General features: G+C 45.8%; 19 protein-coding genes. 9 read left to right on the top strand and 10 right to left on the bottom strand.

Annotated features, from left to right (window positions below; translation table 11 throughout):
- Positions 1 to 293 precede the first annotated feature (293 nt).
- Positions 294 to 5,345 carry an autotransporter outer membrane beta-barrel domain-containing protein gene (locus tag E5987_RS10580; protein ID WP_160336053.1) on the top strand — a complete coding sequence of 1,684 codons (5,052 nt, stop codon included), beginning with the start codon at positions 294 to 296 and terminating at the stop codon, positions 5,343 to 5,345.
- Positions 5,346 to 5,410: 65 nt separating this feature from the next.
- Positions 5,411 to 6,103: a hypothetical protein gene (locus E5987_RS10585; protein WP_160336054.1), complete on the top strand. Its 693-nt coding sequence runs from the start codon at positions 5,411 to 5,413 to the stop codon at positions 6,101 to 6,103.
- Positions 6,104 to 6,414: 311 nt separating this feature from the next.
- Here the strand turns inward: E5987_RS10585 and E5987_RS10590 are convergent, their stop codons facing one another.
- From E5987_RS10590 to E5987_RS10625, 8 genes are all read right to left on the bottom strand, one after another.
- On the bottom strand, positions 6,415 to 7,629 hold the full coding sequence (locus tag E5987_RS10590; protein ID WP_160336055.1) for a nitronate monooxygenase: 1,215 nt from the start codon (positions 7,627 to 7,629) through the stop codon (positions 6,415 to 6,417).
- 231 nt (positions 7,630 to 7,860) lie between these two features.
- Positions 7,861 to 9,333, bottom strand: a complete 1,473-nt coding sequence (locus tag E5987_RS10595; RefSeq protein ID WP_160336071.1) for an FAD-dependent oxidoreductase — start codon at positions 9,331 to 9,333, stop codon at positions 7,861 to 7,863.
- A 113-nt stretch (positions 9,334 to 9,446) separates the two neighbouring features.
- The gene (locus tag E5987_RS10600) at positions 9,447 to 10,859 is read right to left on the bottom strand and encodes an FAD-dependent oxidoreductase (RefSeq protein ID WP_160336056.1); all 1,413 of its coding nucleotides are present in this window, start codon (positions 10,857 to 10,859) and stop codon (positions 9,447 to 9,449) included.
- Complete coding sequence (locus E5987_RS10605) at positions 10,856 to 11,485, bottom strand: response regulator transcription factor (protein WP_160336057.1); 630 nt, start codon at positions 11,483 to 11,485, stop codon at positions 10,856 to 10,858. Before E5987_RS10605 ends, E5987_RS10600 begins: the two co-directional genes overlap by 4 nt.
- On the bottom strand, positions 11,482 to 12,357 hold the full coding sequence (locus tag E5987_RS10610) for a sensor histidine kinase (protein WP_160336058.1): 876 nt from the start codon (positions 12,355 to 12,357) through the stop codon (positions 11,482 to 11,484). Before E5987_RS10610 ends, E5987_RS10605 begins: the two co-directional genes overlap by 4 nt.
- Positions 12,358 to 12,438: 81 nt before the next feature.
- Positions 12,439 to 13,248 (bottom strand): phosphate/phosphite/phosphonate ABC transporter substrate-binding protein, encoded by an 810-nt coding sequence (locus E5987_RS10615; RefSeq protein ID WP_160336059.1) that lies wholly within the window; start codon positions 13,246 to 13,248, stop codon positions 12,439 to 12,441.
- A 123-nt stretch (positions 13,249 to 13,371) separates the two neighbouring features.
- Positions 13,372 to 13,827 carry an Lrp/AsnC family transcriptional regulator gene (locus E5987_RS10620; RefSeq protein WP_160336060.1) on the bottom strand — a complete coding sequence of 152 codons (456 nt, stop codon included), beginning with the start codon at positions 13,825 to 13,827 and terminating at the stop codon, positions 13,372 to 13,374.
- 82 nt (positions 13,828 to 13,909) lie between these two features.
- Positions 13,910 to 15,004 (bottom strand): threonine synthase, encoded by a 1,095-nt coding sequence (locus tag E5987_RS10625; protein WP_160336061.1) that lies wholly within the window; start codon positions 15,002 to 15,004, stop codon positions 13,910 to 13,912.
- 203 nt (positions 15,005 to 15,207) lie between these two features.
- Between E5987_RS10625 and E5987_RS10630 the strand changes: the two genes are divergently transcribed.
- Both E5987_RS10630 and E5987_RS13340 read left to right on the top strand, forming a co-directional pair.
- Positions 15,208 to 16,917 (top strand): sensor histidine kinase, encoded by a 1,710-nt coding sequence (locus tag E5987_RS10630; RefSeq protein ID WP_160336062.1) that lies wholly within the window; start codon positions 15,208 to 15,210, stop codon positions 16,915 to 16,917.
- Positions 16,918 to 16,919: 2 nt separating this feature from the next.
- Entirely contained in the window at positions 16,920 to 17,555 is a 636-nt protein-coding gene (locus E5987_RS13340) for a response regulator transcription factor (RefSeq protein ID WP_160336063.1), read from the top strand.
- Here the strand turns inward: E5987_RS13340 and E5987_RS10640 are convergent.
- On the bottom strand, positions 17,550 to 18,758 hold the full coding sequence (locus E5987_RS10640; RefSeq protein ID WP_160336064.1) for an FAD-dependent oxidoreductase: 1,209 nt from the start codon (positions 18,756 to 18,758) through the stop codon (positions 17,550 to 17,552). The genes E5987_RS13340 and E5987_RS10640 overlap by 6 nt on opposite strands.
- Positions 18,755 to 20,203: an FAD-dependent oxidoreductase gene (locus tag E5987_RS10645; protein ID WP_160336065.1), complete on the bottom strand. Its 1,449-nt coding sequence runs from the start codon at positions 20,201 to 20,203 to the stop codon at positions 18,755 to 18,757. Before E5987_RS10645 ends, E5987_RS10640 begins: the two co-directional genes overlap by 4 nt.
- Positions 20,204 to 20,315: 112 nt before the next feature.
- Between E5987_RS10645 and E5987_RS10650 the strand changes: the two genes are divergently transcribed.
- From E5987_RS10650 to E5987_RS10670, 5 genes are all read left to right on the top strand, one after another.
- Positions 20,316 to 21,794, top strand: a complete 1,479-nt coding sequence (locus E5987_RS10650) for an FAD-dependent oxidoreductase (RefSeq protein WP_160336066.1) — start codon at positions 20,316 to 20,318, stop codon at positions 21,792 to 21,794.
- Between the two features lie 132 nt (positions 21,795 to 21,926).
- Positions 21,927 to 22,151, top strand: a complete 225-nt coding sequence (locus E5987_RS10655) for a hypothetical protein (protein WP_160336067.1) — start codon at positions 21,927 to 21,929, stop codon at positions 22,149 to 22,151.
- Between the two features lie 8 nt (positions 22,152 to 22,159).
- Complete coding sequence (locus E5987_RS10660) at positions 22,160 to 22,438, top strand: hypothetical protein (RefSeq protein ID WP_160336068.1); 279 nt, start codon at positions 22,160 to 22,162, stop codon at positions 22,436 to 22,438.
- A gap of 54 nt (positions 22,439 to 22,492) precedes the next feature.
- The gene (locus E5987_RS10665; RefSeq protein WP_160336069.1) at positions 22,493 to 22,933 is read left to right on the top strand and encodes a hypothetical protein; all 441 of its coding nucleotides are present in this window, start codon (positions 22,493 to 22,495) and stop codon (positions 22,931 to 22,933) included.
- A 168-nt stretch (positions 22,934 to 23,101) separates the two neighbouring features.
- Positions 23,102 to 23,449 carry a type II toxin-antitoxin system death-on-curing family toxin gene (locus E5987_RS10670; RefSeq protein WP_160336070.1) on the top strand — a complete coding sequence of 116 codons (348 nt, stop codon included), beginning with the start codon at positions 23,102 to 23,104 and terminating at the stop codon, positions 23,447 to 23,449.
- Positions 23,450 to 24,237: the final 788 nt, after the last annotated feature.

Consider the following 24,237-nt stretch of genomic DNA (forward strand, 5'->3'; position numbering starts at 1 on the left):
ATCCTTTTATTCCACTGAAATAAATGGATTTTTTGTGATTTTTAAATTTTTAGTTCTCTAGTTCTGCAATTTTTCAGGAGCGTCGGGGGTTGAATACGATCTGCGTTTAGCAAAGAATCCTTTCTGAAGGACTAATTGTCTTTATTGAATACTCCAGATAATCCTGAATATTTATCTGGAACACGTGAGATAGAGTGAATTTAATTCTCAAGTATTCATACCGTCAGCGAGCTTCGTATTTGCTGTGAAGAGGCAGCAAAGGTCAATCTATTTAATAGTTCCTGAGGCGAAAAATGAGAATTAAAACGCATCTGATGAGAAGCCACTCGTCTCCTCATCTCTTTCATCATTCAAATCACTCGATTTGTTCCGTTAGGGCTCTGTCTCTTTCCGTGATTCTTGCCTGTAATCTTATTGGAGGGCAAGCTTTGGCCGACAATGACTGGCCGCTTACTCTTGAAGCATTGGAGGCTGCCGGATTTGAAGTTAAAGTTACTGGGGACGTTCATTATATTCCTAAGGTTGCGGACGCTGCCAAGGATCCCCTTGACAATGCATTTACATGGCTTTGGGGTACTGGAGAAGCTAACGGCCCGAGCGATCTTTCCATAACAGTCAACAACACATTGGATTTTCAGAAAACTGCTGGAGAATTTAAGGATGTATCTAATACTTATAATCAAAAAACCATCTGGATTTCAGGCGGCTTAAAAACTTATTTCGGAGGCAATCCATATGGTTTGACGGAGACTCCTGGTAATTTTCCGTATTCCGAGACGACCAATGGGAATAAACTTACTCTTACAGTTAAGGAAGGTGCAACGTTTTTAGCAAAACTTTTCGGCTCGCGTAATGATTTGGGCGGCTATGACCAGACAAGTGATAGCGGCGCAACTGCTAATAATAATAAAGTAACTGTCCAAATGGAAGATGGCTCGAAGTTATATGCAAAGCTAATCTTCGGAGGGCGTTCTTCTCAATTGGATGGGGTGTCGGGAGACAACGGAGTTGTTCATGCGGGCTTCGAAACAAATGGTAACGTAGTCAATATAGTACGTTTCATTTCTGACGGGGCTGACAAAGATGCTGGTGAGGTAGTAAACCCTGATTCCTTTGGTATTGTCATCACAAAAGGAATTTTCGGTGCAGAAGGCTATGAAGCGAATAATAACAAGGTAACCTTAGAGAATACCGTGGTAGTAGCCGGAATGGACGGGGCGCGAAAGCTCGGCCTTGTTGGAGGACGCGGACTTTACTACTACAGAATGAATTATGACTATGGTGCTTCTAAGTATAAAGAAGTAGTTAACGGAGCTACTGGATATGTAAGCAACAGTGGAGAAACGGTTTTGTATTATCCGCAGGAGGAAGGAGGAGATCCAAAAAAAGTTTCTGCTATTGCGAATAATAATATCGTTTCAATAAAAAATAGTTATATCGGATACCATCTCGCTCCCGATGAGAATGATTGGTCGTCGTGGTACAACGAATCTGCACAAGACCAAGACGTTGGCTTTAGTATCTATGGAGCTTGGTCTACTGGTGTCGCAATGAACAACATTGTTGCTGCAGAAGATTCGATAATTAACGGTAATGTCATCGGTGGTCTTGAGTTCCAGGATCAGATGAAAATTACGGGAGGTCAACCCAGAGACCTGCACTCTAACCTAGTTTCACTTAAAGATACAACGCTAGCATCTGGCTCTTCGATATACGGAACTGCTACAGCGACAACGAAGCCGGACGAGAACGACAAGGATAATCGATATAATCGTATCGATGAACGCGAGATCTACGCCGTTAACCGAAGACGCGGTATCGCATACATTGCCGGAGAGGTTGCAGCAGATTCGGCTTATGTCCGATATATCTCCTTTGGCCAATACTTAGATACAAGTCGTTTGGATAACAAAGAGTCATACGAAGTCTTTAAGGATTATTACCCTCAAGCTCAAAGCTCTACAAGAGAGCAAGTAGTGCTGAATCGTGAAGATCCGCTTGAAAAAGCGACTGTTCATTTAAACGGTAACGAGTCTGGGAGCATCCATGTAGGGCAGCAGGTTGCTGGTTCATACCTCATTAACAGGAATGGGTATCATTCCAGCTTAGCCGCTACTGATAAAAAAAATCAGGACCAAACGGCAACAAAGGGACAGCACAATTTCTGGGTCGGAGCATATGCAAACTTGTCTGATTCTGTCAATGGAGATGGAACTTCCTTTGATACGAAAGTAAAACTGTTTAGCGATGAGGGAAATGTTAATCATGGTTACGCGAGCGGCGAATTATCCCTTCTGACGCATGATGACGGCATGTGGTATGACCATACTTCCAGAGAACAGGATAGTAGTCTTGGGGCTGAAAATTCCAATCACAGACCGGCATTAATGCATCAGTTTAGATATCACTATCAGGGCCTCGTACTATATTTAGGCGTCAATGATGGAGAATCCGGTGAGCCTGTAGTTCGGATTTCTTTTGATGAAATTGCAAACTTCAGAACAGAACAAAAGCAAAATACTAATGCTTTTGGCAATACATTTATTGGCATTATCAAAGATGGCACTGTTTACCAAAAGGATTCACGTGTAGGTGGGGACCAGACTGTCGACGCGAGTCTTATGACTTTTGATGTCCCTGGTTTTGAAATCAACCAAGGCGGAGATCATGTTGCTGACGCAACTTATGCTTTCTATAAGTACATGCATTTCGATGGGCACGATGGAGAGTTTGAAGATGAAAACGCAGCTGGCGAAAAGATAAGCGTAAGCGGTAAGGTTTCAGATCCAGGAGAGGAGGCCGGTGTTGGTATAAAGTACTGGCTTAAGAGTGTCAACATTCTTCCCGGGAAGCTTCTGGTTTTGAATGGTAAATTAGAAAATTCCGAGCTTTATGTTGAAGATTTCCAATCCGGAGATACCTCAAAACCCAAACAGGAGCTCTTTACTCTATCAGCAGAACTTACCGGCGCGGGCGGAGTCGCTATCGCAAAGAACTCAACGGTGATTATCGGTAGTCCGGATACTATCTACAATATCGATGTTGGCAAAACAAATACTGAGCCGAGCGTTTCCGGCAACGGACAAGCTCTTTATGAAGTCGTATCTAAGGCTCCCCAACCAAACTCCTATACAGGAAATACAGTAGTCGATGAAGGTGCGATGCTGGTTCTTGGAATTGACGGTGCTTTGGGAACTCAGGGAATGAGTGAGACGGAAGATAGGTACACCTCAATTCTTCATATAGGCTCTTCTGCAGAAGGCACTAACCCTTCAAGCGTATATCTGCAGGGACATACCCAAACAGTAGGTGCGTTGAGAGTCGTGGAGGGTTCCGTGCTTGACTTTGATCAAGCGGCACCGATTTCATTTGAAGAGGGCGACTCGGAGGAGTATCAAGCGAGTATGGGTTCAACAGGTGGGGAACTTACCGTCAAGAATAAGAACCAGAATTCCGACACAGATCAGCAGAGAAATGGAACATGGGTTGATGCTATTGACGGCAGCCTCAAAGGAAGTGCTTCTTCGAAGCTAATATGTATCGACAGAAAGCAAGCATCCATAAATTCTGATAACCCGAATTTTTATGGCACAGTTGAGCTGAAAGCTTCCAATGTTTCTCTCACTTCTTCGGAAGCTTTGATTAGCGCAGTTGCTCATGTCGATAAGGATTCTTCTTTGTATTTTGATATTCAGAAGAATACAGCAGCCCAGGCAAGTGCTTTAAGAGCCGCAGAGAATGCCGCGGTGGAGAATCACTACAACACAGTGGCTATAAGAGGAATTGAAAACTATGGCTCTGTGTACTTGTCTCATAAGGTTTTCGGAGATAACTTAGGCCGTGAGGCAACACGATCGGATGTGTCGCTAAATAAGGTCAAGGTCGGTAACTACGTTGGTAAAGAGGGTTCGGTTTTGTACTATCAGGGCTTCCTAGGGGGCAAACCGGGCTCGGAAAACTCATCCTATCTCGATGTAGTTTATGCGGACACAGCTTCCGGTCAGTCAAAAGTTTATTTCATCAATGAAGATGGAAAATTCGGAGCTTTTTCACAGTCCAGAGGCGAGACGGTCGGAGAAGGGGGCACCAACGGTATTCTGATTTTTGAGGTTAAGGATCCGAACGAACACGTAGACCTTGCTTTCCCTGACGGACAAACAAGGATCGGAGTGGTTGCAAAGGATAACGAAACACACGTTAAGTTCTATCGCCTTAACGAACAGGGTGACGGAAACGACTGGTACCTTGTGAATAAGGCCGATGGGGATGCTGCTATTCCTTGGACTCCGATAGAACCACCGGAAGAGCCGGAAGTACCTGTTGTACCGCCGGAGAACCCAGACCTGCCAAAGATGCCGGATAATCCGACATCGCCGACTCCTGATGACGAAGGCAATACTCTGCGGCCTGAAGGAGGCGCCTACATGGCAAACTCGCAAGCTTGGGCCAAGATGCATATGCGCCTGCATGATCGCTTCGGTCAGGCCTACTACATTGATCCGTTTGACGGTAAAGAAAAACCGGCAGCGGCTTGGGTTCGTCAGGTCGGAAGTCACTCGCACTTTAAGTCCGGCGGCGGGGAAAGCAGGACACATGCCCGCACTGCAGTTACTCAGATCGGCGCAGACTTGATTCGCAACGAAATCAACGAAGACTGGAAGTATATTGGCGGCGTCTTTGCAGGCGGCCTCTACCATAGAGCTAATACCAGAACATACGCCTCGGCCAAGTCGCGTTCCGACGGCTATGCGGTCGGTATCTACGGAACCCTTTATACAGGCAACAGCCCGGATGACGAATTCTATGTGGATTCTTGGCTGCTGTACGGTCGTTACGATAATAAGCTGTGGGGCGAGACGACTTCGACGTTTAATTACAAGTCTCACGGCTGGGTTTGGTCGGTGGAAAGCGGATACACGATTCCTCTCGGCGAATCCGGTACGAAGGATTTCAATAAGGTGATTTGGACCTTCCAGCCTGAAGTTCAGGTGGTATGGGACGGAGTCAAAGCCAATGACGGCTATGACGCAACCGACACTAAGTACAAACAGCTTGGCAAGGACAATGTTGCGATCCGAGTTGGCGCCAGAGTTCACGGTAACTACATGAACAAGGGTCTTGGATTCATCGAAGGAAACTGGATCCACAACACCAAGAAGACCGGTGTTCAGATGGGCAGTGCGAAGACTTATATGGACGGCGGCCGTAATTTAGGCGAATTCCGCATGGGTCTTGAAGGACATATAACGCGCAATACGCTCGGTTGGGCGACCGTGGGTGTTCAGGCCGGTAAAGCCGGATATCACAACGAAACCGCTCAGATCGGTATCAAGTACATGTTCTGATCTTCGGGAAGCGAAGGAGGAGGATTTCTCCCCCTTCTCCCGGAACATCTAACGGAATCCATATCATGAAACAAGAAAGCAAATTATTTGGAATTACCATTCTGTCAGCGGCTGTACTTGGTCTGAGCGCCTGTACTTCTTACGATCATAAGGACTACCCGCGCGAAAGCTGGTTCACACAGCCGACTCAGGTTATCGAGGCGGATCAGTTTAAAAAAGTTGAAGAGCCTCTGAAAGTTTCTCTGGTCGTTAATTACCTCTGGGAAGGACGTCCTATCGTGACGGAGCCCTTTGAAGAGCGTCCCGCCGACTGGCGTGAACAGTACGGCTTGTGGTTCGCCGCAGAACGCTACTTAGAGGAAACAGGCCTCTTTAAGATCGTTAAAGAGGACGATAAGGAAAAACAGGGCGTGATGACGATCGATGTGACTCGCGCTATGGATGAGAAGACTAAAGCGGCGGTCGCAGCTAAAAAAGCGGATCCGGATAAGCATCCTGAGAAGATTGTCTACGAGTACGACATGACAATGAAGATGGATCTTTCGCTTGCGGACGGCAAGAAGTTTGAAGCCGTGCCCAAGACGGATCATATGTTTATCGGCCACGAAGATTCGAAGGAAAGAGAGCTTGGACAGGATCCGAAACGCTTTACGTTCTCGTACTTTAACAACATGGACTTCCATACAGAGTTTGTCCGTCGTTTTTACAAACAGATGATCTTTGAAGGCGTAAAAGCCATGGAAGAAAAAGGCCTGTAATCTGTACAGACATTCATAAGAAAAGACGCCGGTCGCAGAAATGTGGTCGACGTCTTTTGTTTTCTCTATAGCGGAACTGAGTACGGCGGGCCTTGATCCGTTACGAACAATGGCAAGTCTTATTCTCCTTATGGAAAATAAGACTTAATGAAACTGGCTCCTGACAGAGTGACAGGTCCCGCTAATAGCACGGGCGATTTTCTGCTCGTGTGAACCTGTTCACAGGTTTGTCTTAAAGAGCCGAAGATATGCATTTGCCTTGACATTTTTCTCTCTCCGGCTCCTTCTGCGCAGCATTAATGTGCTTCCCGTTACTTGGAGTTTTTACCAAACCGGTAATCATTCCAAATTTGTTCCGCGCTCGGAAGCTCCCAGCCGCTTGCGCTGCGTTTTACAGTTTCTTTAAGTTTGGAAACCGTAGTGCCGCAGGTCCATACCTTGTAATTGCGCATCTGTGTGCATAAACAGCACTTGGAATTTTCTCTCCTTATGGCGCCTTGCTCCTGAGCTTCAAATTCTTTTAAATAAGGGCAGCTTCCGCCGGAGAGCATGTAGCCGTAAGACTCACAATTCGGGTGGATCTTTGCTGTGATTGCAGGTGAACTCTTCAGCATTCGCATGAGGTAACCTGTGGGAGAAAGATGATTCACAACTACATCTTCTTCTTTAGAGTCCAGATAAATCTCTTTTACTTGCTGAGGAAGACCGCTTTCCTGAGCAATCGTAAAGCGTGTGGCCACTTGAGCGCCGGCAGCTCCGCACTGTTCAATTAGATTAATGTCATCTTGTCCGGAAAAGACTCCGCCCGCTCCAAGAACCGGAATGTTCAGTCCGCACTCTTTAACGTGCTGAACGACATCTTTAACGATGTTTTCCAGTTTGTAGTTTCTCCAATCCTCACCAAATCCTAAATGTCCTCCTGCAAGCGGACCTTCCACAACAATGTAATCAAGCTTGCGTCCTATAGAGCTCGTCCGTTTCAGAAAGAGATTAAGTGCCCGCGTGGAAGAGACAACGAGGCCGAGAAGTGCATCCTTAAATCTTGGGTTGTCCTGCATCAGCTTGAGACTGTTTAAATGAAGTCCAGCGGACATGGTAATTCCGTCAACGCCTGCATTCAGCGCGCTGTTCAGCCGTGTTTTGAGCGTGCCCAGCTGATCGTTCATGGTGAGCTTCTCCATGCAGTTCACAAGAACCAAGCCTTTTCCGCTTACTTTATCCATCACGTTTCTGAAATAACGATCACTGACTTCAGCAAGTGCAGCAAGGTCAAATTTCTCTAAGCTCTTGTCAAAAGAGCCGCTGAATTTTTTCAAAAGAATCGTCTTCTGTTTAGTGAAGTCGGTACCAAGCTCCTTATCTGCGACCGTCGGAAGCATTGCGTCGGACAGATGAGCGATGCCGCCCAGCTTTTCTATGGCGAGTACTAAGGCGGACGTCGAAATGTTTGTGCCCATCCCGCCAACCATGAGCGGAAGAAACTCTCGGCCTTTTAAAGTCATGCGGTAATCGTCTAAACAGCTCATTTAATTTCTCCTTTTGATTGAATTGATTTATTCACTATAGAGCGGACAATCATGAAGATAACTATCGGTGTATTCAGGTATATCCCAGAAAATTCTGCCGTTTTAACAGGCTGTTTAGGCGTATAAGGCGAGCGGCTCGTTAAGCGATGTTTTTAAGAGAATGAAAAATGAAAAAACAGCCTCCGACGTTTGTCGGAGACTGCTTAATGAGGAGAACTAAGTTATGTTAATTTATGCGGGGTTCTTTGCTGCGTTGACACCTGCAATTCTTCCGTATGTGAAGATGTCCGCCATAGCGTTTCCGCCGACACGGTTGGTACCGTGGATGCCGCCTGTAACTTCACCGGCAGCATAGAGACCCGGAATGACGTTGCCGTGACGGTCAATAACCTGAGCGTCTTTGTTAATGATGACGCCGCCCATTGTATGGTGACGTTTCATTGTGACGCGGCCGGCATAGAACGGAGCTTTAATGATCTTGTTCACAAGAACGGTTTCAGCTCTGCCAAACGGATCTTTCTTGGTGTCTACCGCTTTGTTGTATGTGTCGACAGCTTCTTTCAATTCTTTAGCGGGAAGACCGGTCTTCTTCGCTAAGTCTTCAATGGTGTCAGCATAGTAAAGCGTACCGGCTTTAAGAGCGGCTTCGTTTTCAGGACCCTTGGAGTTCTTCTGCTGCTCAAAACCGTCAGCGTCGACGAGCGTCCAGGCGATTGCTTTGGGCTGGTCAAGCATCGCGTCTCTCAGAACGTCTCTGCGGGCATCTTCTTTGATGAAGCGCTGACCGTTGAGGTTGATGAAGAGGAAGCGGTCAACATGTGTGAAGAGGTTCGGCGGATATTTTTCTCCGGGAACGCCTCCGGGGATGCACTGGATGTAATCAAGACCGCGTGTGCCGGCACCGATGTCAACCAGATTAGTTAATACGTCGCCTGTTGCGCCCGGATGGTTGGTTGTACCGAGTTTTTCCATTCTGGGATCGGAAATACCGGTCAGTCTGTCGCTGGCCGCGAAGCCGCCGGCAGCTGCAACGACAGCGTTGGTGGCGCGGATGTACATTGTCTTGCCTTTCAGTTCAACCTTAACACCGAGCACTCTGCCGCTTAAATTGCCTTCGCGGATAATTTCAACGACGCGGGCATTGAACATGATAGGAATGTCTTCTTTCTTGCAGACTTCGAGAAGAGCCTTAATGTATGCGCCGCCGCGAGGTCCGAGCGGGTTGCGGGCACGTTTGTAAAGGCCGCCGTAAATCTGATAGATGTGATCCTGGAACTTAACGCCGTGATCTTTGAGCCACTGGACGCTTTCCGGAGCTTTTTCTGTGAGCTGGTTGACGAGGACGGGGTCGCCTCTGCCGTCACCAGCGGCAAGAGTCTGTTCTGCGTGGAGTTTCGGAGAGTCTTTAATGCCGGCCTTTTCATAATCAGCCTTGATCGCAGCGTTAAATCCGCCGCCGGCACGAATTGTGTTGCCGCCTGCGAACATCATCTTTTCAAGAACGACAACTTTCTTTGCGCCGGCTTCTTTTGCGGATACGGCAGCTGTAAGACCAGCACCGCCTGCACCGATGACGACGACATTGTATGTTTCATCCCACTTGATGGCGGCTTCTGCTGTTGTGGCAACTGTAGAGCCTAAAATGCCTACAGCGGCTGCCGCAGGAGCGGTTCCCAGAAAAAATCTGCGTGTTAAAGCCATGATTATGTCTCCTTGGTGTTTATTGAGATCAATGTGTTAAACGATGATCAAAGTTTAAGGAGCGGTGAATCACGCAGAAATAACTTCTGGTTTATTGACTTAATCCCATTAATGTGCTACGCATTTTTAAGCGCTTGTTCTGCGGCAATCATGCCAAAGGTAAATGCGTCTGCAAGTCCGTTGCCGCCGATTCTGTTTCTTCCGTGGATTCCTCCGGTAATTTCTCCGGCTGCAAAAAGCCCCGGCACAGGGCGCCCGTCGGAAAGGCACCGGGTCGATGAATCAATCACTAGGCCGCCCATGGTGTAGTGCACGCACATGCCGACTCTAGCTGCCCAGAAAGGCGCCTTGGCGATTGGGAATCGCTTGTTCTTTTCATTGTCAGCTTTAATCGTATTGTTTCTTTCTTCGATGGTCTGCCGAAGCACGGCAGAATCGATGCCAAGCTTTTGCGCAAGCTCCTCAATGCTGTCCGCTTTAATGGCGTCTCCTGTCTCCGCGGCTCGGATTGCGTCTCTCTGGACAATCAGATCCGCCATGACTAAGGCGTCGTTATCAATAATGCAGAAACAGCTCTTTTGCGGCGTGGAAAGTATTCTGTCGGTAAGTTCATCGCGCCTCGAGCGCTCATCCACAAAGCGCTTCCCATCAGAATTGATGAGAATAAAGCGGCTGACATCGTTATGGAAGCGGACACGAATCCTGCCGGTAGGCAGTGGCCCCGGCAGACATTGAATCGCTTTTAAATCTACGGTCGAGACGCCGATTCGAGCAGCAGAAAGAAGCATTTCACCGGTAGAGCCTGTTGTACAGTTGGTCGGAAGCCCCACGAGCCTTTCGTCGAATGACTCAACCATGCGCTGATTCGCACCGAAGCCGCCCGCCGTTAGGATGACGGCTTTATCCGCACGAATGCGGACTCCTTTATTTTTCTGTCGAGCTTCTGCACCGATGACTCGTCCTTCATTGTTCTGAAGAAGTTTTTGTCCGGCCGTTGAGTTCAGAATTTGGACTTTCCTCGACATTGCTTCAGAACTGAGCGCCCGAACATAACTTGTTCCGTTGGGCAGAATAGGCTGATGGCAGCGGGGATGATGAGAGCCGTAAATTTCTATAACCTCATTGCGGAATTTAACACCCTTATTCTCCAGCCAGCCGAGCATACGCTGACTCTCTTTAACAAGAGTGCGGATAAGTGCGGGCTTTGCGATCTGACCGCCGTTGATCCAAATATCGTTGAAATGCCGCTCTTCAGAATCGGTGATTCCAAGCGGAATTTGACGGACCGGATCTATGACGCCGAGAAAGCCGCCGGAAATTAAGGTATTGCCGCCTATAATCTCCCGCTTTTCTATCAGAATGACTCGAGCTCCGAGCTCACTTGCGCGTACCGCGGCCGACAAACCTGCGGCCCCGGCTCCGATTACCAATACGTCGCAGTCATAATCCCAGTCGTTCTCCTGAGCAAGTGACGGATAGGACAAGGCACAGGCTCCGGCAGAAATCATAAAGTCGCGTCTAAGCATCATGAGGCCTCAATAATGCCTATCTTGCGAAGAAAATTGTGAAGTTCAATCACATTGCGGCATTCCAATTTATGCAGGACGGCACTTCTCCAGTTTTTGACCGCCTGCTCCGATACTTCCATATCAAAGGCGATGACCTTGTTTAACTCACCGTTGGCAATCCTCGGAGCTACTTTCTTTTCACTTGCGGTGAGCAGGTTGTACTTGACCGTCATATGATCAATTTCTTCTTTACGAGCCCGATCCTCTAGATTTTCAGCAACAGCTTTGGCGAGCGAAGCCTTTAATCTTGCTGGATCAGGCGGCTTGATAAGAAAATCCGAGGCCCCGGTGAGAAGGGCTTTGACGGCCATATCCACATCCCCGTGCCCGGTAAGAAACAATATTGGAAGATCAATATTTCTGCGGATCATTTCTTCCTGAAGCTGCAGCCCGCTCATTTCCGGCATTCGGATATCGAGTATCAGGCAGCCGGGAAAGAGCGGATCGTATTCATTCAGGAATGCGAGGGCGCTTCCGTAGGAAGCGGTTCGATATCCCGCCATCTTCACCAGAAAAACCTCTGAGGCAAGGACCTTTGGGTCATCATCAACAATCCTAATGATGGGGTCTAGCTTTGAAGTTTTCATGAGTCAGCTCCTTTAAATGTCACTGAGATACTGATGCCTTGAGGTTTTAACTGCTGAATATTAATTTCGGCGCGGTGCCGCTCAATGATGGCGTGCACAATCATAAGACCAAGCCCAAGACCATCGGTTTTAATTGAGGCCTGAAGCGCCCGTCTCATGCGCTCGACAACGTCACTTGTTACTGGCGGCCCGTTATCCTTGACGTTTAGTGTGCATCCCGCTTCTGTCTGCTTCACTTCCACCTTGATCTGTGCGTCTTTACCTAGCGGCTCAACTGCGTCTGAGGCATTGCGCAGAAGATTAAGAACTAGAATTTCAAGTTCCAGCGGGTCTCCGGCGACCATGCAGCTTTCCGGAATATCGACATTTAATCGGCACTGAGTGGAGACGTAAAGTCTGAAAGCGTTGATGGCTTTGCGTATCGCTTCCGAGAGGTCAGCTTTTGCCTCGGAAGAAACCGGCTGGGTTGATTTTGCATAACTTCTTACTCGATCTACGATCGCTGCGGCTTTCTGGGTTTCAGAAGATATCGCCTCAATGCTCTCGCTGAGAATCGGATCAAGTTTTACAGACTCTCCGTACATCTTCAGGCCGTTGCAGTAATTGACCACTGTGGATAAAGGCTGCTTCAGCTCATGAGCAAACATATTAGAGAGCTGCGAAAGAATGCCTCGTCTTTCCATGAGATTGAGACGCTTCAGCGAAGCTCTTGCGATTTCTGCAACGCTGTCCCTTTGTTCAATGGCTTTACGAAGGTCGGACGTTCTCTGCAGCACAAGTGAATTCGTTCGGTAGATATGGAAAATCAGTCCTAAAAGCAGGGCAAGTGCAAGGACTGCTTCCGTTTTGTATTTGCTGACCAGCTGAAACAAAGAAAAGGGCTGAGGTTTGTATGGTCCGATTTCGAGTTTTCTAAAAAGCCGCAGAACACTGCGGAAGTCGTTCGCAATGCCCTAAGATCCGCCGTCAGGCATTTTAGGCATTGTTAAAAGGGCGACGGTGAAGTCTTTTACGATTTCCGGAGATGCGTGCGGGAACGAAGAGAAAACAAAATCCGGGTAAAGCGAAGAAGAAACTTTGCAGGCAAGCGTGGAAGGCTTTTCTCCGATGATTCGGTATTTGTCACCGGAGATAAGACCGCGTTCAATCAATGATTCAAGTTCGCACGCTGGGATAACGGCAACATCCGCTTCATCCGACTCCAGGTAGGAATAAACGTCAGGGAATCGGTATTGGGTATTGATCAGTCTGCCTTCAAGATCCTTTTCCGAAAGATGATCGCGAAGTACACCCTTTGCGCCGAGCCAGCCGCTCAGAGAATTAGGATCGCGGATTGCGATTCTTTTGCCCTGAATGTCTTTCAGACTTGTGATATCAGATCGGTGTGCGGACGTAATAAGCACAGACGCAACGGATTCAGAGGCTGTACTCGCAAAAGGCGAGGTCCTTGCGGCGATTTGCCGAAGCCCTTCGGAAGTAGGATCAAAAGACGCGTAAACACCCGCAGGAGAAAGGAGAAAACTGAAATCTTCGGTTTTGAGCTTATCGAAAGCTTGAAGCTCTGTAATTTCCTGCGTGGTGATCCGATACTGCGGAAAGCGTTTCCTTAAAAAGTCAATGGTCGGCGCGAAGGTATTGATGAAGAACAGCGGGTCCTCCGTATACAAAACCGCAATCCTGATTTCCTGTTTTGCTTCTGATGCGGCTGAGCTAAAGCAAAAGAAAGCCGAACAAATGAAGAAAAGAAATTTAAGCAGCTGCACTCGATATCCCTATTATTCGCGGGATATTGTTGTCCGATCGGGTGAGGATTGCTATTGGTGATTTCCTGCGAAAAATCAAAAGCCGCCCAAAAGGCGGCTTGATAGGCAGAGCAATCGAATCGATTATTGGTCAAGACACAATCTAAAAGGAACAATCTCCTTCATAAGAAGTGTTGTTTCGATCTTCCTGATATAGGGAAGCGTCGACAACTGAGTGTCATAGACCTGCTGGTAGTCGGAGAGGTCCGTCGTCGCGACACGCAGCACATAATCCTGCTCTCCAAAAATCCTATGTGCGCTGGTAATAGCAGGAATGTTCACGAGGGCTCGTTCAAACTCACCGATTTTCTCATTGGTTGCTTGTGCCAATGAAATGAAAACCAGAGCTTGGAAGCCTTTGCCAACCGCCTTCTCATTTACCACCGCCTGATACTTACTGATAATGCCCGTTTCTTCCAGATTTTTAATTCTCCTCTGGCAGGACGAAACACTGAGATCAGTCATTTTGGAGAGCTCAGAAAGCTGAATTTTACCGTTTTCGACCAATATCGAAAGAATTTCACGATCGAATTTATCCATCCGGGTACCCCTTTAAAATACCTTGAGGAATTGTATCAATATAGGGAGTCCGCGGGTGAAATTAAAACAGGGCTGACCGCTTTTAATGTTCGCTCTTGAGGCCGGCACCGCATAATGAAATTAAGGCGTCATGCGTTGGGCCGTAAAGCTCCTGATAACGGTAGTAGGCGGCAAGCGCCGCGGCGGTTGTATGCTCGACGTAAAACCCTTTTGCCGCCATTTGCCTGCGGCACTCGAGGATTTGCGCTTCGGGCGCTGTAACAACCCGAATTGAGTGCTTTCGTATCATTTCAAGTACTTCCGCGCCTCTTGCGGGTTTACCGATCGCAATACCCTCGGCCAATGTGGGTTTCACGTCGACACTGACTATGTGATCGGCGTTCTGCTCAACGGTTTCCATAAAGGGCGCGCAGTTTTCGCTCTGTACCGCGATAAGGTTCGGAGCCTTATCGATAGCTTTGGAACGAAGCAGATGTTCGACGGCTAAGACCGCGCCGATAAAGAGCGTGCCGTTGCCAAGCTCGATGAAAATATTTTCGGGCAGTCTGCCGAGCTGCTCAAACGTTTCGTAGATGTAGGACTTCGTCCCTTCATAGAAATATGGGTTGTAGACATGATTAGCGTAGTAAGCGCCTTCTTCTACTTTGGATCTGCAGACGTCTGCGCAGTGGTCACGGCTTCCGGGAACAACAACGGCTTTGGCGCCGAAGCCTTCAATCATAGAGATTTTGTTGGGGCTGGTGCCTTCCGGAACATAGATCTCACATTCAATCCCGCATCGCGCACAGTAAGCGGCAACAGCAACTCCGGCATTGCCGCTGGAATCCTGCACGCATTTTTTAACACCGATGGCTTTCATGTGACTCACCAATGCTGCCGCGCCGCGATCCTTAAAGGATAGGGTAGGCATCATAAAATCCATCTTGAAGAGCACATCTTCGTTGAAAGGAACAATCGGAGTCATGCCTTCGCCCATTGAAACAAACTTCCATTCGTCTGCGTCGAGGTTCATAAAAGCGTGATAGCGGAAAAGACTCCATACTTTTTGATCAATAAGACTCTTATCCCATAAAGGCAAATGGTCCTGAGGCAGGGAGAAAAGTCCTCCGCATTCACAATGACAGGCCATTGTTGCGCTGTCGGCGGCTTTGCCGCATTGAGTGCAAATGAATTTCATGTCTTGTTTTCCTTAGATGTATTTGGCTGTAAAGCTATTCTAATGATCAACGAATGAAAGATAGATCATTTTGCTTGGATGTTCTGGCGGTTTTTGTTGCTTTCGGTCGAGAGATACGAGGTTGAGGTTCAATTCTGTTATTGTAAAGAGACTCGAAACTCAGTTATTTTGCTTTAATGACTAAGAGATTTTCTTCTGGATGTATGGCGGTTGTTTTTATTGCCTTGACGTTGTTTTTGCATCCGGCAAGGGCAATTGCGGAACCTACAATCCGAATTGGAGTTTCATCTGTTGTTGAAGTTGATCCGTTTGTTCGTCATACGCTTAAAGAATTGAGTGAAGCTATGTCAGACTATCCTCTCGTTTTCGAAGTGATGCCTCCAACTCAAGTTTTGTCAGCGTCGAAGAAAAGAGAGTTTGATTTTCTTATTGTAGGGCCTCAGACAATGGTTCTTTTGGATCAGCTAGGTCTTGCTCACGCTATTGCGAGCGAGAGGTCTTCTTTTTCCAACAAGGCTGATCACGCTTTGGCCTTAACAATAGTTAAACACAAGATAACGCCTGAGGCTGACATTGCAAGAGTCGGTCTGATCGGTCCCATTGACAGCGTTAAGGGCACGCTCATCAAAGAAGTGCTTTCCAGTAAACGGACATTGGCTGAGAAGGTTCAAGTTAATTATTTTGATTCTTTGAAAGAGCTTATAGATAGTTTTAAGACAGGTACTATTGATGCAATGGCATTGGAACCCTGTACTCTTGAAAAGAATCTGACATTGCTGAAGAATGTAATAGTGATTCGTGAAACGGTTACCGATATTGGTCAATGCTCGATTTCACAGGCTTCTTATCCGAAAACGCAGTTTGCCGCTTTAAACGGAGTTCCCGCCGACTTAACAGATACCGTTGCGGCGACACTGAAAACGATTTTTTATAACGGTCACTCGACTTGGGTTCCTTCTGTGTCCTTGCTCCCAATCAGGCACCTTTTGGAGAAGCACAAGGTGAAGGAATATTTAGCGGTTCAGCCGATGAGTATTCAGCATCTGTTGGATCGTTTCTTTTATTTCATCGTCACGATAGTTGGCGTTGTCCTCCTTTTCGTCATTCACAGTTTCTTGGCAGAAGTAACGGTAAGAAAACAAACAAATAAACTTCTGGAAATCCAGCATGCAAAGGAAGAGGCTGAACGAGATGCACGAGATAAGCAGTCAAAGATGGAAAGCTTGGAAAGGTTAAACATCGTTGGACAAATGTCTTCAATGATCGCTCATGAATTGAAGCAGCCCCTAACCTCTCTGGAGAATTATTTGAATGCGCTTAGCTTGTTAGTTCAAAAAGAACCTCAAGATAAATTAATGATGGAGTATTCCATTTCTAAAATGATTGAGTCGAATCGAAAAGCAGCAGAGATTATTGACCACGTTAGACAATATGCAAAATCCGCAAAAAGCATTCGAACTGTGATTAACGTTTCAACTTTAGCCGCTAAAATTTTTAGAGATTTTGAATTTCGTACAAAAATTGAAAAAAATTTATTGATTCAGTTTAGGGCCTCTATAGTTCCAAATATCTATGTTGAGGCAGATGAGCTGGAATTGTCGCTTGCTATATACAATGTTCTCAAGAATGCTCTCGATGCAGTGAAAAGTAAAGAGAATGCTCAAATTTCATTGGAAGTTCGTTCCGACGGTAGTAATTGTATGATCGTAGTTTCTGATAATGGGGAGAGCTTATCGAATGAACAAAAGGAAAATCTTTTCAACCCGTTACGAAGTAGCAAAGCCGATGGCATAGGTCTTGGAGTGGCAATTGTCAAGCGTATTATGGAAGCCCATGCTGGCAGATTAGAGTTCAATTTTGGTAGGGAAGGACTTAGTGCAATTCTAATTTTGCCTATGTGTTCACAGGTATAACGATGATTGATTTGCCCGTACTGCAGAGAAAATGTTTAATCCGAATTGTGGATGATGACCCCCAAGTTCGTGACTCTTTAAGTTTTCTCCTTAAAGTGAAAGGTTGGAAGGCTGTAACTTATGAAAGTGCTGAGGATTTTCTTGCAGAGGAGCGGTTCATTCAGCCAGGATGCTTAATTCTGGATATCAGGATGCTTTCCATGAGTGGTTTGGAACTTCAGCTTCATTTGGAGAGAAAAGGTTTTTGTCTTCCGATAATATTCATTACAGCGCATGGAGAAGTAGATTCAGCAGTACACACAATGAAACACGGAGCTGTAGATTTTCTTCAAAAACCTATTGATCATGGTCGACTAGATCTAGCAATTCGGAAGGCGTGCGAAAGAGATATAACCGCACATGAAGCAAGAGAAAGCGCAAAGTCTCTACTCCGTAACTACGATTCGCTGACCAAGCGTGAAAAAGAAGTTCTCAGTTTTGTGGCGCAAGAAAAAACAAGCAAGGAAATTGCCGTAATACTTGGTATATCTGAACGAACTGTTCATACCTATCGCTCAATTGGGATGGAAAAGCTTCAGGTGAAGACTGTTCTACAGTTAGCTACAGCCTTTCTGCGAATAAAAGAGGCAAGACTATGAGAGGGGGAGACTGTTTCCGGCAATTCTTCCGAAGACAATTGAGGCGAGCAGCTTATTGCCTCTGACGGCTCTTTTACCGTGTATCCCTCCGCATACACCGCCGGCGGCGTAAAGGCCGGGTATAGGCAAACCATCCCAGCCAATAACTTGGGATTTACTATTGATAGCGAGGCCGCCAAGGTAAGAAATTGGCTTTATCTCTACTTTCATTGTTTGAATTTTTCCTGGATCGGTTATTGGAATAAGCGAGTTTTTGGACCTTCCCTCACTAAGGTAATCACGACCGGCTGTAATGGATTTTCTGTATTCATTAAGAGTCGAGAGGACATTAGATCTAAATTCTGCCGATTGATTTGCAAAAAGGGAGTCAAGCTTCACTCCGGTGCTTACATAGGAATTAAAGCGGAGGCAGAACACCGGCAGTTCAGCGGAAATAATTTTTTCATAAAGCCGTCTTTTGGTGGAGTCCTCAGCAACGAACCTCTTTCCGTGTTTGTTAACTAGAATGTATTGTGTCGGGTTGACCAAAAATTGCGCTGTTTTTGTGTCAGCTGGGCCGTAGTTAATAAAGGATAGACCGGTGACAGCTGCGCCGATCTTCAGAAGGTGAGACAGAAAGCAGGGTTCATTCTCTTCTGTTAAATCCTTTATCGAGGTTTGGCCGCTTGCAATAACTATATTTTTGCAGATTAATTGTTCACCATTTCGGAAGTGTAATTCCCAGAGTCCATTGGCAAGCCGAAGAATACGGCATACTTCACTCTGTTCTGAGATCGTTAATCGGAGAAGCGATGCTCGGTCTAAAAGTGCCTGCGTAAGTCTTTTGTACGAAATGCTGTGAGTTCGAGGCCAAATGCCCTCAGGGATACGAATGACCCTTTTGGGCATATGCACCCCCAATTCCTCTAACCATTGCAATACACCGGGGCTGTTATAGCAAAGAAGTTTAACGAGGTTGGGAAAAGCGAGATTCTCGCCATAGGCCAGAGTTTGTTGATAGAACAGTTCCGTGGAATCTTGTATTTGCTGACTTTGCTGCCTAAAAGGATCAATCGCATTTAGGAAAACTATTGAATTGTTCCCCGGTTTTACTTGGCAACGGTCAAGCACTCTGACTTTAAGACCTCTTTGAGCGGCAGTAATTGCAGCTGTCATTCCAGCCGTTCCTGCGCCTACAACAGCTAACTCGCATATCGCCTTCATAAAAACTTATCTCCAAGAACTTTTCCGAACTCTCTGCCAAATACAATTGCTTCTGCAATTCCGTTCCCTCCGAGACGATTCGTCCCGTGAAGGCCGCTGGTTATTTCACCGCCCGCATAAAGTTTAGGGATTTTCTTTCCTTGGAAGTCTAAAACCTCGGTTCTCTCATTAATTCTCACACCCCCCACGCAATAGTGCCTGTTCATGACTTGAGGACAGGCGAAAAACGGTGGGGTATCAATATGCTGAAGAAGACGAAGTTTTCCGAATTCTTTGTCTGTACCCTCGTCAACCGCTTGGTTGTATTTCTTCACTGTTTCCACTGTCATTTCTGCGGGGATCAAAAGTTGTTTAGCAAGCTCAGTTATTGTGTCTGCGGTATAAGCTTCTCCTCGCTCAACACTTCGAACGATCCCATCCCGATGTTCTTTGTCGAGAAATTCGAATCCTCTTTTATCAACGAGCGCAAAACATGTTCGATCTGGCTGATTTAATAAAGCCTCTCGCAGAATGTCTCTTCGACTGTCCTCGGCAACGAATCGTTTACCTTCTCGATTTATCCAAATCATGTGCCCCACAAATAGATGAAGAACCGTTCTTTCTTTTTGACCGGGCAGTTTCCCGGGAATGCATTCAATATATTCAAGATTTTCTACAGCTGCTCCGGCGCGGATTGCAGCAACTAGCGCGTCTCCTGTTGCGAGCGGCTGATTTGTTGAGGGTAATCCTTCCAAACGAGGATCGCAGATTGTGCACATAATATTATTCTGAGCAAATCCGCCTGCACCGAGAAACAAAGCTTCTTTGATTCGTATCGTTCTTATGTGATTCTTTTCTTCAACAAGACAACCGCTGACTACACCAGTCTCTTTGTCTCTGAGAATATCCAGCATTCTTGAGTTTGTGCGAATTTCGATCCTATGATTTGTAATGTAATTATTTAGAGCTTTGATGTAACCCGTCCCGTGAGGTTCAACCGGAAGATGCGAGCGCGGGAACAGTGCACCGTACCCTTCATTGATTTCTGATTTGAAGGACATGCTCAATGACTCCAGCCACTTCATTGTCTCATAGGTCCTCGTACAAAATAATGAAACTAAAGAGGGGCGATTCTTGAAGTCTCCTTCGCGAAGGATTTGACTTTTAAAAAGCTCAAGGGAGTCATTAACTCCTGCGAGCTTTTGTCTTTCTGGATCAACCGAATTGAAGAGACCTGAAGATAGTAAGGTATTGCCTCCAATAGAGGGAGCCTTCTCGAGGACGAGGATACTCCTATATCCATGTTGGTGGCAGGAAACAGCTGCACTGAGGCCGGCACCTCCGGCCCCTACTATAAGTACGTCGACACTTTCGTCAGGGCATCCAATTTGTCCGTAGACATCAGAAAAAACAGGCATTGAAGCAGCTGACAGGCTTAACTGTAAAAAATCTCTTCTATTAAACATAAAAAAATATCATATATACCAAGTTTTTGTTAGTCATGGCTACGGATTTCATGAAGAGCGATGATCGTTATATTTCAGTTATGTCCTTTCTATCATCCTAAAGGAGAAGAAAATGAACCTCAAGAGAAGATCATTTATTTCAGCTCTAGCGGCTGTTTTTGGATCAGCTGTCGCGACTCAAGCACATGCCAATCTTTATACCCCGGTTCCTGAAAAATGGAATGAGTCTGTTGATGTATTGGTTATTGGTGCTGGCGGTGCAGGTTTTGCTGCGGCAGTCACCGCTAAAGAAGAAGGCGCGAAGAGCGTTCTGCTTGCAGAAAAACTCCCGTTTGTCGGTGGTAACACGATGATTTGTTCTGGACTAATGAATGCGGTTGATCCAGAGCGCCAAGAGAAAAAAGGCATCAAAGATTCCAAGGAATTGCATCTTAAACAGACGCTAGATGCTGGCGATAACCGGGCAAATCCCGAACTTGTCAAGATTCTTACAGATAATGCATTGGAAAGTGTTCATTGGCTTGAAGCTCACGGGATGAAATTTAAAGATGATGTTTATCAGGCTTATGGGGCACTGTATCCGAGAACACATGTGCCAGTCGAACCAAAGGGGCACGGTTATATCAAGGCTATGGTTGAATCGGCTAAAAAAGTCGGAGTAAACGTTCAAACAAATCTTAAGTTAATTTCTTTTGTCAGAGAGAAACCCCTTGAAGGGCGCGTCATGGGAGCCCTTTTTGAAAACGGTAAGAAAGAAAAGATTTACATTCGAGCAAAGGCAATTGTATTAGCGACTGGAGGATTTGCATCTAACCGGGAGCTGAGGTCAAAGCACGACCCGAGAATGTATGCACTGACTACAACCAATAATTCGGCTGCTTCTACTGGAGAAGGATTATTAGCAGCTAAGGACATCGGGGCATATTTGATCGGCATGGACTACATTCAGTGTAATCCCGGCACACCTCCGGGAAAGAAATATCGCGGAGTTCTCCATCTTGATGTAACTCGTTATATTTTTGTCGGTCCGGATGCAAAGCGTTTCGTTGCGGAAGATGAGAGACGTGATGTACTGAGAGACGCGATTTTGAATCTTCCGGAAAAATTTGGATATACCGTTGTTGATAACGATGGTTTCCTTCACAATGACTCAGCAGTTCAAGAATCTACTAAGAAAATGGTCAAAGAAGGAGAAGCTTGGACAGCAGACAGTATTGAGGACCTTGCGAAACAGATGGGGTTAGAACCCGCAGCGCTCAAGAAAACAGTAGATGAGTACAACAGCTACGTAGATTCGAAAAAGGATCCGCTAGGCAAGAATGAGCGCAACCTTGCTCATAAGATTATCAAACCTCCGTTCTGGGCATGCTACAGTGCGATGAGTGTCCATCATACGATGGGCGGCGTAAATATCAATACAAAGACTCAAGTTCTTGATGATCAAGGCAAAGTAATCCCAGGCCTCTATGCGGCAGGTGAAGTGGCCGGTGGTATTCATGGTTCCAACCGTGTTGGAGCAAATGCTGTCGCGGACATTTTCACTTTCGGTAGAATTGCTGGGAAAAACGCAGCGGCAGAGTCTAAAAGCTAGTTTCCGTTAAGATGTAACCAGAAAATGGCAGATTCCTTTTAAAGAAATCTGCCATTAACCTTTAGGAAGGGCATAGAAGTCGACAGATAATTGCTCTAATCCCTTTAAAATATTAGAAAAAGGTGAGTAATTATGGCTGATGTGATCGCAGCGATTGGGGTTTTCGACAAGACGCTTATTCCTAACTACATGCAGGCGCCGATCTTTAAACACTATAAATTTGACGGCGCTCAATTCTGGGCGGAAAACCGAAAAGAGGTACAAGCGCTTCGGGCCCAAGGACTTGATGTTAATGAGGACTCTTTCTACCTTAATCGGTTTCTTGAATTCAGGAAGGCGGAAAGTTTGAAGGACTGAATAACGATTTGCTCGTCCGATTCGGAAAAGAAATTGAGTTTTATGAAGGCGCGGTGGATTTATTTACTGCCGTCAATAAGCTCAACGATGAATCTCAGTATCGAGATGCCGGTATTACATTCGAGAACTATATCGTCAGCACCGGCCTGAAACGAATGATTTTAAGCTCTGCCATTTTTCCGCACGTAAAGCGTGTTTGGGGTGCAGAACTTGTTGCCGTTGAGGAGAACGGACTGCGTCATTTGGGCAAGATTGCATACAGTCTTGACAAAACATCTAAAACCTAGGCGATTTTTGAGATTAACAAAGGTGTTGGCGTAGTCCAAGAGGCGTCAATTGACGTGAATTCTAAAATTCCGGAAAGCGAAAGCCGTGTGCATTTCTGCAATAAGGCTTATGTTGCGGACGGCCCGAGCAACGTTCCGGCGTTTTCTTTGATTAACGAAAAAGGCGAAGCAACTTTGGCTGTTTATCCGAAGGGTAGCGATAAGGCTTTTGCCCAGGTGGATAAGCTGAGAAGAGACGACCGTGTTCAGATGATCGCAGATACCGCAAAGGCTCTACTGCCGTACTTTGGATCATGCGGCGCTAATGACAGGATGCACCAGCAATTGTCCTCCCTGTCCCGACTGCAATCAAATAAGAATAGAGGAACCTGCCTTAGAGACCTTGATGAATGTCGAGCAGTGGCAGTCGAATTATCTGATCTTGCAGGCAAGGCTTATGAGGCATTTGAACTTCAAAAAAGAGCCGACAAACTAACAGGTAAAATAGTAAAGTGATAAATGATATCCTGAACCAATTGAAGATTATGACCAAGATTGTTGAAAAATCTGAAAGCCGCAAGACTCAGAGGGAACTCTTGAAAGAAGGTTCGACACAAGAAACCATGAAGCGATTCAAAAAAACTACTCTGAGTATCGCAAGGTTTTTAACTTTCTTAAAGACAAATGACTCAACCAATCACCATTGAGTCTTTAATACAGATTAACGAAATACTTACTCATCAGCCTTGTACCGAAGAGAGAAAGAGAAAAGTTAAAGGGTGTTTGAGTAGTTATTTTTATTACCAAACGCCTGAGGAGCAGGTCACAAGCATTGTTGTTAGTTTAATCAAGGGACATTTCTTTTTAGACGGGAACAAAAGAACGGCTTTATCTGCTTATCTTGATTTGGCCGAAAATAACAATTTACCATTGCTTGTGAACAAAGACGCTCTTGGGAAGCTTTTTATTGAGATTGCTTCAACTCACAAGAGCATCTCAGAATCCTCACAACTTCTCTTCCCTAATCAATAAAGAAACGTAATTTTCAACATTTTCACTTTACGTATGGCAGACAACCTTTATTAATGAAGTAATTAGTTACTTAATAAAAAGATCCGTCAATTATCGTTCCCTTGTTAATGAGAAGACCTCTTCTGCTCAGCTGATGTTTGAATATGCTTATTCAAGCCGGTTTTTTCGAGTAAATGACAGAAGCGCAGGATGTCTGTTTCATCCGGACATTTACAATCCATTGTCAGACTTAAAAACGTCAGAATGAAAAAGAGTCGCGAAGCGTCTCCTCACACATCGTTTCGCTTAAATTGTAGAGAGGCTGAGGAAAGTGAACGCGAATCATGATTTCCTGAGGCTGCATGTAGTAAGGACTAATCAGAGCATACAAATCCCGCCAAGAAATGACAGCGTCTTAGGTTTCAAGGGATTTGGTTCTTCCTGCACCGCCGAATTGCGTAGAGGTTTCTGCAAATAAGTCTGCTGGCGATGGGACTCTAAACTCCATAATCGCAACTTTGCATAGTGTACCAATCATTATCTATAACCCACCCTTTCACACAAAACCCAATATATTAAATCGGAAGAAATTTAGGGAAATGTCCAATAGACATTGATGTACACATATTTATTCTAATGTCAAGAAAAATTATGTAAAAAACTGAGGAACCCTTTTTATGAATACAATTAACCGTAATGTTTCTTTTCCCAAGAAAGAGAAGTGCTACTTCTCCCGACTTTAGGAGAATAGTTCTCTAAATTTTTTCGAGAACCTACGTGGTTCTTATTTTTTCACTTGTTTTTACTTT

The sequence above is a fragment of the Parasutterella muris genome, assembly GCF_009767915.1.
In the GTDB taxonomy this organism is placed as follows: Bacteria; Pseudomonadota; Gammaproteobacteria; order Burkholderiales; family Burkholderiaceae_F; genus Parasutterella; species Parasutterella muris.